At 70.0% G+C, this 9,167-nt stretch carries 8 protein-coding genes; 4 read left to right on the top strand and 4 right to left on the bottom strand.

The window, feature by feature from the left end:
* A partial coding sequence (locus tag CA982_RS19950; RefSeq protein WP_425269092.1) for an RCC1 domain-containing protein occupies positions 1 to 1,202 on the top strand: 1,202 nt, incomplete at its 5' end.
* A gap of 64 nt (positions 1,203 to 1,266) precedes the next feature.
* Here CA982_RS19950 and map read toward each other — a convergent pair.
* Positions 1,267 to 2,130 (bottom strand): type I methionyl aminopeptidase, encoded by an 864-nt coding sequence (map, locus tag CA982_RS19945; protein ID WP_086536977.1) that lies wholly within the window; start codon positions 2,128 to 2,130, stop codon positions 1,267 to 1,269.
* A gap of 120 nt (positions 2,131 to 2,250) precedes the next feature.
* Between map and CA982_RS19940 the strand changes: the two genes are divergently transcribed.
* The 3 genes from CA982_RS19940 to CA982_RS19930 are packed head-to-tail and all read left to right on the top strand — an operon-like array spanning position 2,251 to position 5,242.
* Entirely contained in the window at positions 2,251 to 3,273 is a 1,023-nt protein-coding gene (locus tag CA982_RS19940; protein ID WP_086536987.1) for a heme/hemin ABC transporter substrate-binding protein, read from the top strand.
* Positions 3,270 to 4,406: a FecCD family ABC transporter permease gene (locus tag CA982_RS19935; RefSeq protein WP_086536976.1), complete on the top strand. Its 1,137-nt coding sequence runs from the start codon at positions 3,270 to 3,272 to the stop codon at positions 4,404 to 4,406. Before CA982_RS19940 ends, CA982_RS19935 begins: the two co-directional genes overlap by 4 nt.
* A complete protein-coding gene (locus CA982_RS19930; protein WP_086536975.1) occupies positions 4,400 to 5,242 on the top strand; it encodes a heme ABC transporter ATP-binding protein in 843 nt (280 codons plus the stop codon). Before CA982_RS19935 ends, CA982_RS19930 begins: the two co-directional genes overlap by 7 nt.
* Here the strand turns inward: CA982_RS19930 and CA982_RS19925 are convergent.
* From CA982_RS19925 to ispG, 3 genes are read right to left on the bottom strand one after another with little or no spacing between them, the layout of a single operon-like run.
* A complete protein-coding gene (locus CA982_RS19925) occupies positions 5,184 to 7,025 on the bottom strand; it encodes a penicillin-binding transpeptidase domain-containing protein (RefSeq protein WP_086536974.1) in 1,842 nt (613 codons plus the stop codon). The genes CA982_RS19930 and CA982_RS19925 overlap by 59 nt on opposite strands.
* A gap of 58 nt (positions 7,026 to 7,083) precedes the next feature.
* The gene (locus CA982_RS19920) at positions 7,084 to 7,920 is read right to left on the bottom strand and encodes a GNAT family N-acetyltransferase (protein ID WP_086536973.1); all 837 of its coding nucleotides are present in this window, start codon (positions 7,918 to 7,920) and stop codon (positions 7,084 to 7,086) included.
* Positions 7,921 to 7,952: 32 nt separating this feature from the next.
* Complete coding sequence (gene ispG, locus CA982_RS19915; protein ID WP_086536986.1) at positions 7,953 to 9,140, bottom strand: flavodoxin-dependent (E)-4-hydroxy-3-methylbut-2-enyl-diphosphate synthase; 1,188 nt, start codon at positions 9,138 to 9,140, stop codon at positions 7,953 to 7,955.
* Positions 9,141 to 9,167: the final 27 nt, after the last annotated feature.

Genomic DNA, 9,167 nt, shown 5'->3' with positions numbered 1-9,167 from the left:
GACCCCAGGGGCCCGGCCCGGGACAACGGGGATCGGGCTCACGCACCGCCTGGATCATCGCTGCGGTGTTCGGCGTCCTCGTGCTCGTCGTCGGTGTCGTCGGCGCCGCCATCGCCCTGAGCGGGTCCGGGTCGGATCCCGGCACGACGGTCGCCGGGTCGTCGACGTCCGGACCGAGCACATCGGCCGGATCCTCCCCGGGCAGCGGCACTTTCGAGTCCATCGCCTCCAGCGGCGACAGCACGTGCGCGGTGCGCGCGGCCGCGCTGTACTGCTGGGGCGGCAATGAGCGTGGCACGCTGGGCGACGGCACCACCACCGACCGGCCGCGGCCGGTCGCGATCACCGGCATCTCCGACGTGTCGGCGGTGAGCATGGGTGGTCTCGGGACGACCTGCGCGATCAGTTCGGGCGACCTGTACTGCTGGGGATACGGCGTCGGACAACCGGGCCAGAACGTGCCTCTGCCGACGAAGGTGGCCGGCCTGTCACGCGTGACGGCCGTGTCGGTCGGGCTGACCATCTGCGCGATCAGTGACGGCGACGCCTACTGCTGGCGCAACAACGCCAACGGACAGGTCGGCAACGGCAGCACCGGGTCGGTGGACGTGCCCACCCGGGTCGCCGGCCTGTCGAACGTCACCGCCGTCTCCACCTCGCACACCACGAGCTGCGCGATCGCCGGCGGCTCCGCCTACTGCTGGGGCAACAACCGGGAGGGCCAGATCGGCGACGGCACCACCATCGACCGCCTGACCCCGACCCGGGTACTCGGGCTCGATGCGCCCACGTCGATCAGCGCGAGCCTGTACTCGACGTGTGCCGTGGCCGGCTCCGGCGGCGTGTTCTGCTGGGGCCAGAACAGCAGCGGCCAGCTCGGTGACGGCACCGAGCAGGACCGGCGCACGCCCGCCCGGATCGACGTCCGGGGCGCCACCGAGGTGTCGACCGCGGCATACGGTGCATGTGCCGCCGCGGGCGGTTCCGCCTACTGCTGGGGTTCGCGTAGCGATCAGCCCGACAAGAGCCCGGACCGCGTCAACGGACTGTCCGGGGTCACCGAGGTCACCACCGGTTCGGCCAACGTGTGCGCCGTCGCGGGCGACGAGATGTACTGCTGGGGCCTGAACGGGAAGGGGCAGCTCGGCAACGGGACGACCACCACGAGCAGCGAACCGCAACCCGTCCGATTCCCCGCCTGAGTCCTTGTCGACCCGGACCTCGGTTGTCCGGCCCCGACCCCAGTTGTCGTCCCGGGCCCGAACCTCAGTTGTCCGGCACAGTGAGGATCTCGGCCCCGTCGTCGGTGACGACGAGGGTGTGCTCGAACTGAGCAGTCCACCGGCGGTCGGCGGTCACCACGGTCCAGCCGTCGTCCCACATCTCCCACGGCAGCGCGCCGAGGTTGATCATCGGCTCGATGGTGAACACCATCCCGGGTTCGAGGACCGTGTCGACGTTCGGCTCGTCGTAGTGCAGCACGATCAGCCCGTTGTGAAAGGTCTCACCGATGCCGTGGCCGGTGAAGTCGCGCACAACCGTGTAGCCGAACCGATTCGCGTAGGACTCGATCACCCGACCGACGACGTTCAGCTCGCGCCCCGGCTTCACGGCCTTGATGGCCCGCTCGGTCGCGATCCGGGTCCGTTCGACGAGATCGACGGCCTCCTGGTCGACGTCACCGGCGAGAAAGGTCGCGTTGGTGTCGCCGTGGACGCCGTGGATGTAGGCGGTGACGTCGATGTTGACGATGTCGCCGTCCTCGATCACCGTCGAGTCCGGGATGCCGTGGCATATCACCTCGTTGAGCGAGGTGCAGCACGACTTCGGGAAGTCCTTGTAGCCCAGTGTCGATGGGTAGGCACCGTGGTCGATCATGTACTCGTGCGCGATCGCGTCGAGTTCGTCGGTGGTCACGCCCGGGGCGACGGCCTTGCCCGCCTCGGCGAGTGCGTTGGCCGCGATCTTGCTCGCGATGCGCATCTTCTCGATCGTCTCGGCGGTCTGCACCCAGGGCTCGTGCCCCTCGTCGACCGTCGGCTTCCACACGTACTCGGGACGTTCGATGGAATCGGGCACGGACCGGATGGGCGACACGATCCCAGGCGTGAGGGCACTACGAACTGGCATGCGACCAGACTATCCCTGCCCATCGCGGCGAGGCCCGTGGGCGGACGCCGGACCGAACGCCGTTAAGCTCGCCGGGAGAAGCCGATGCCGGGCATCGGAGTCGACGATGGAGGTGCGGCGGTGCAGACCAGGGGGTTACGGGCGGCGCTCGTGATGGTGCTGACCGTGCTGAGCCTGTCGGCATGTTTTGTCACCCCGATCGAGCAGGACCGGCACTCGCCGGGTGCGCATCTGCGGAGCGGCCCGCAGACCGCCACCCTTGCCGAGTCCGACGTCACCCCCGTCGTCGAGAATCCCGCTCCCCGGCTGCCCGCGACCGTGGACTCGCTGCGGTACGGCGACGTGACCGTCGACGACGCCGACCGGATCATCGCCGTGGACATCAACGGAACCCTCGGCAACATCGTGTACGCCCTCGGACTCGGGTCCCACGTGGTGGGCCGCGACACGTCCACCGCCTTCCCCTCGGCGAGGTCGCTGCCGGTGGTGACCAACCGCGGACACAGCCTCAACGCCGAATCCGTTCTCGCCCTTGACCCGAGCGTCCTGCTCGTCAGCGAGTCCACGGTGCCCACCGCCGCCGTCGACCAGATCCGCGACTCCGGCGTCGCGGTCGTCGTCTTCCCGGCCGCCCGCAATCTGGAGTCGAACGACACCCTGATCCGCTCGGTCGCAGCCGCTCTCGGTGTCGCCGATGCCGGCGAGAAGCTCGTCGCGCGGACCGACGCCCAGATCGAGGAGGCGCGCGCGCTGGTCCCGGATCCGTCCGGAGATCCCACCATGGCGTTCCTCTACATCCGCGGACGCAACCTGCTGCTGCTGGCCGGGCCCGGATCGGGTGCCGACGACCTCATCGAGGCGCTCGGCGGCCGGGATGCCGGCGCGGCAGCCGATCTCACCGGCGCGTTCACCGCGATCAGCGCCGAGGCCATGATCACGGCCGACCCGGACGTGATCCTCGTGATGACCCAGGGAGCGGCCACCGTCGGCGGACCGGAGGGAGTGCTGACCCTGCCCGGTGTGGCCGACACCGAGGCCGGCCGCAACGGACGGGTCGTGCAGATGGACGAGAGTCAGATCCTGGCGTTCGGTCCCGAGGTCGGGCTGGTGCTCGGCGCCCTCGCGAGGTCGATCTACGCATGACCGATCCCGCGCAGACCACGACGGAGTCGGCAACCGAACCGACGACCCCGTCGGCCGTCGTCGCTCCCCCGGCCGGCACGTCGCATCGGGTCCGTGACCTCACGGTGGTGGCGGTGATGCTGGTCGCCACCGTCGTCCTCGTCATCGTGTCGGCCGGCACCGGCAAGGTGTCGGTGCCACCGCTCGAGGTCCTCGGCAGCATCGCCCACCACTTCCACCTCGATCTGGGGCCGCTGCCGTCCCACCCCAACGGTGAGGGTGCGCTGTGGAATGTGCGATTCCCGCGCATCGTGCTCGGCCTGTTCGTCGGTGCCGCACTCGGCGCCGCGGGTTGCCTCCTCCAGGGGGTCCTCGCGAATCCGTTGGCCGAGCCGGGCATCATCGGCATCTCCTCGGGCGCGGCGGTCGGCGCCTGCCTGATGATCGTGCTGGCCGGCGGGACCGCCGGAGTCGGTGGCGCCGCGGGCAATTGGGCTCTCGCCGGGGCCGCCTTCGTGTTCGGCCTGATCACCGCCGCAGCCGTCTACGTGCTGTCCCTCCGCGACGGCTCGTCGTCGGCGATCATGCTGGTGCTCACGGGTATCGCGGTCAACGCGTTCGCCGCCGGGATCATCGCGTTCCTCACCTTCGTCGCCACCACCGCCGCCCGCGAGCAGATCATCTTCTGGCAGCTCGGCTCACTCGCCGGACGCACCTGGAGCGAGATCTGGGTCGTGGCACCACTGGTGATCGGCGGTGTCGCCGCCTGTCTGTTCCTCGTGCACAAACTCGACCTGCTGGCGCTCGGTGACATCCAGGCCGCTTCCCTCGGCGTGAACGTGGAAGCCGTCCGCCGGCAGGCGATCGTCCTGACCGCGGTGCTGACCGCCGCCGCGGTGGCCTTCGCCGGGATCATCGCCTTCGTCGGCCTGGTGGTGCCGCACGTGATGCGCCTCATCGTCGGCCCGCGCCATGCGATCCTGCTGCCGACCAGCGTCATCGGCGGCGCACTGGTCATCACCGGCGCCGACCTGGCCGCCCGGACGATGCTCGGTGACGCCGACCTCCCACTGGGCATGTTCACGTCCCTCATCGGCGGACCGGTCTTCTTCGTCCTGCTGCGTCGCAGCCGTCATGCGGGTGCCGGATGGTGACCGCCGAGCAGCCGGCGCCCGCGGTCCTGGGCATCCACGCCCTGGATGTCTCGGTCGTCCTGGGCGGGCGCGAGGTGGTCCGCGGGGTGTCCCTGGACGTCGGGCCGGGCGAACTCGTCGCGCTGGTCGGCCCGAACGGGTGCGGCAAGTCGACGCTGCTGTCGGCGCTGTCGGGCACTCGCGCGCCGCAGCGGGGGCACATCGAGGTCGACGGGCGGGACGTCACGTCGACCTCGATGCGTGAACTGGCCCGGCATCGCTCGCTGGTGACCCAGCTGAACCGGGTGGACACGCCCTTCACCGTGGCCCAGGTCGTCGCGATGGGCCGGTATCCGTGGCTGCGGACACCGCGCGCCGCGAACTCCCCCGCCGTGATCGCCGACGCGATGGCACTGTGCGAACTCGGCGACATCGCCGACCGGCCGTTCGGACAGCTCTCCGGCGGCCAGCAGGCACGCGTCTCCCTGGCTCGCGCACTCGCCCAGGACACTCCGGTGATGATGCTCGACGAGCCGACCGCGGCCCTGGACATCCACCACCAGGAACAGGTGCTCGACATCCTGCGCGTCCACCGCGACGCGGGCAACGCGGTGCTCCTGGTGGTGCACGACCTGACCCTCGCGGCCGCCTACGCCGATCGCGTGGCGGTGATGAAGGACGGCCGGCTGCTGGCGATCGGACCGACGTCGGAGGTGATGACCGTCGACCTGCTCAGCCGTACCTACGATCACCCCGTCGAGGTCATCGAGCACGCCGGTCGACGCGTGGTCCTGCCCGTCAGGACGCCGACCGGACCGCGTACCCCGGTCCGAGACCACCGAAGAAGTCACGGGTGACGGCCACCGCGTTGTTGGAGTCCCCACCGCCCACGACGAGGGTCGCGAAGGCGATGTCGCCGCGGTACCCGGCGAACCAGGCGTGTGACCCGCCGGCGAACTCCGCCTCACCGGTCTTGCCGAACACCGCGCCCTGACCGTCGATCACCGACGCGGTTCCGCTCGTGATGACCGCACGCATCATCGGACGCAGCTGGTCGTAGACCTCGGGCGCCATGGTGGGCGTCGGCCCCTCGACCTTCGTGGGCTTGTCCAGGATGAGTTGGGGCACCGGCGCCTTGGCACCGTTGGCGACGGTTGCCGCCACCAGCGCGAGGCCCAGCGGGGACACGAGCACCTTGCCCTGCCCGAAGCCGTCCTCGCTGCGGGCGACGAGTTCGTTCTCGATCGGCACCGAGCCGGAGACCGCGTCGAGGCCGGCGATCTCGTAGCGCTGCCCGATGCCCATCGCGGCCGCGGCATGCGCCAGATCCGACGGCCCCATCTCGCTGGCGAGCTTGGCGAACGTGGTGTTGCAGGACTGCGCGAACGCCCGGAGCATCGACACGGTACCCAGCGAGAACCCGTCGTAGTTCGGGATCAGTCGTGGGCCGATCTGGATGGCGCCGGGACAACCGACGGGTGTGTCGGGAGTGGCCATCCGGTGGCTGATGGCCGCCGCGGCGGTCACCATCTTGAAGGTCGAGCCGGGCGGGTACAGACCGGTCGTCGCGATCGGACCCTGCCGGTCGGCGGCGGGGTTCTGCGCGACCGCGAGGATCCGTCCGGTGGACGGTTGCACGGCCACCAGCGCGATCTGAAAACGATTGGTGGCGTTGACGGCTCGCTGGGCAGCGTTCTGCACCGTACGCGACAGGCTCAGCGAGACGGCCGGCGCGGGATCGGGGTCGTGGTCGGCGAGCACATCGGCGTCGAGGCCGTTGGGGTTGACCGTCACCACGCGCCAGCCGGCACGTCCCGACACCTCGGAGTCGACGACCTTCTTGACCTCGGTGAGCAGGGCGGGCGCGAATCGCGGGTCCTCGGGAACCAGCTCGGCCTGCTCGTTGGTCACCACGCCGGGGATCGCCAGTTGGTCGCGCAGGCGGTCGAACTGCTCGTGCGAGAGACGGGCGAGCGGGTATTGCTGTCGGCTCGCGGTGACCTGTTCGGTGATCGCCTGCTCGTCGAGCGATGGACTGAACCGGCGCAGCACCGCCACCGCAGCAGTCACCGACTCCGCGATCGACGCACCCTGTTCGGCGGCTGCCGCCGCATCGAAGTTCACGCCGACGACGCTGCCGTTGACCATCACCTCCGAGCCGTCGGCCTCGTTCACCGTGGCGCGCGGCGCCTCGACGATCTGGAGCGAGAGTCGTTGATCGGCACCGAGTTTCGGGTGGATGTTCGTCGACGCCCAGCGCACCGCCCATCCATCGTCGGACCGGCCCATCCGCAGTGTCGCGTCATAGGTCCAGTCGCGACCCCGCGGCAGCGCCCAGCGGTAGTCGACGTCCACCTCGGCGGTGTCACCGGTGACGCGGACACGGCCGGCCTCGGACTCGAGCGCCTCGGCACCCAGCCCGGCCCAGGCCGACTCCATCGCGGACTCCGCGGCGGCCGGGGTGTCGGTGAGGGCGGCCGCCGCGGCGACCTCACGGTCGGCGTAGGCCTGCAGGAAGCGTTCCGCGGCACTGCGCGGGCCGTCGTCCGCCGAGGCCGAACAACCGACCGTTGCCACCGCCACGGCAGCACACAGCGCGACGATCACCGCCGGGGTCCATCGAGTTCGCATGCGCCACATCGACGTCGAGTCTATGGTGGCGCGCCCGGTTTACCGCGACGCCACGCGGTAGGTGCGCTCAGTCGACGAGGACGGTCGCGAAGGTGCCCACCTCGGTGAATCCGATGCGGTCGTACACCGCGCGTGCGGTGACGTTGAAGCTGTTCACGTAGAGACTGGGGATGCGACCGTGCGCGGCGACGGCCTCCGCGACCGCCGCGGTGCCGCCGAGTCCGAATCCCTCGCCACGCCGGTCGGGGGCGACCCAGACGCCCTGGATCTGGCCGACGCGGCGCGACAGCGAACCGATCTCGGCCTTGAACACCACGTCGGGGCCGTCGAAGCGTGCGAACACCCGCTGCGCGGTGATGAGCGAGGCGAGGCGCCGCCGGTACGACCGGCCGCCGTCACCGGCCGTCGGGTCGACGCCGACCTCGCCGATGAACATGTCGATGGCCGCGGGCATGTACGCGTCGAGGTCGTCGAGGGTCACCAGCCGCACGAGGGGGTCGATGGGTACCGCCGAGCAGGAGGTGAGGGCGAGCAGCGGCTGTATCGGGCGGACCTCGCGCGCCGGTCCCCACACCGGCTCGATCTGCTCCCACATCTGCAACACGAGTTCGGCGCGACCGACGATGGACGAACACGCCCGCGGTCCGGCGATGGCGCGGTCGGAGAAATAGTCGAGATCCTCCGGTGACCCGGTGAGTGGGATCAGGTTGGCGCCGGAGAAACAGAGCGACGATGCCGGGTTGTGGGCCGTCCACAGCTCGCCACCGAGCAGGCGGGGGTTGATCCCGTGCGTCTCGAACCGGGCGGCGACCATGCACATCGCCACCGGGTCCGAGGTGAGGACACGGTCGACGGCAGCCGCATCACGAGCGCCGAGCGGCTTGTCGCCCAGTAGCTTCAGCAACGCCGCTCCTCCCTCTCGAGCCCTCCGCCGACCTAGGAAACGGTCACCACGGGCGGACCCACGTGAGTACCGTCTCCAGTTTCCCCTGATTCCTCGGCGATCCGCAGCGCTTCTTCGATCAAGGTCTCCACGATCTGCGCCTCGGGAACGGTCTTGATGACCTCACCCTTGACGAAGATCTGTCCCTTGCCGTTGCCGGACGCGACGCCGAGATCGGCCTCTCGGGCCTCCCCGGGGCCGTTGACGACACAACCCATCACGGCGACGCGCAGCGGGACCTCCATGCCCTCGAGTCCCGCGGTCACCTCGTCGGCGAGTTTGTAGACATCGACCTGGGCACGGCCGCAGGACGGGCACGAGACGATCTCGAGCTTGCGCGGGCGGAGATTCAGGGACTGGAGGATCTGGTCGCCGACCTTGATCTCCTCGGCCGGCGGCGCCGACAGGGACACGCGGATGGTGTCGCCGATGCCCTCGCTGAGGAGTGCGCCGAAGGCGACCGCGGACTTGATCGTGCCCTGGAACGCCGGGCCGGCCTCGGTGACCCCGAGGTGCAGCGGGTAGTCGCAGGCCGCGGCGAGCTGGCGATAGGCCTCGACCATGATCACCGGGTCGTTGTGCTTCACCGAGATCTTGATGTCGCCGAAGCCGTGCTCCTCGAACAGACCGGCCTCCCACAGCGCCGACTCGACGAGGGCCTCGGGCGTGGCCTTGCCGTACTTCTGCAGGATGCGCTTGTCGAGCGAGCCGGCGTTCACGCCGATCCGGATCGGGATGCCGGCGTCGCCCGCCGCCTTGGCGACCTCCTTGACCCGGCCGTCGAACTCCTTGATGTTGCCCGGGTTGACGCGCACCGCGGCGCACCCGGCATCGATCGCGGCGAAGATGTACTTCGGCTGGAAGTGGATGTCGGCGATCACCGGGATCTTGGACTTCTTGGCGATGATCGGCAGCGCCTCGGCGTCCTCGGGACGCGGGCACGCGACGCGCACGATGTCGCAGCCGGACGCGGTCAGCTCGGCGATCTGCTGCAGGGTGGCATTGATGTCGTGGGTCTTGGTGGTGGTCATCGACTGCACCGAGATCGGGTGGTCGCTGCCGACGCCGACCGAGCCGACGAAGAACTGCCGGGTCTTTCGCCGAGGGGCGAGCACCGGCGGTGGCCCGGCGGGCATGCCGAGTCCGATCGGCACGGCGTTCGCGGGAGTCGGGGCGTTCATCTCGGTCACCTCTGGGGAATCGGAGTG

This window comes from Gordonia lacunae (assembly GCF_002149015.1).
Lineage (GTDB): Bacteria > Actinomycetota > Actinomycetes > Mycobacteriales > Mycobacteriaceae > Gordonia > Gordonia lacunae.
This window is presented reverse-complemented; position numbering and strand designations above follow the sequence as displayed.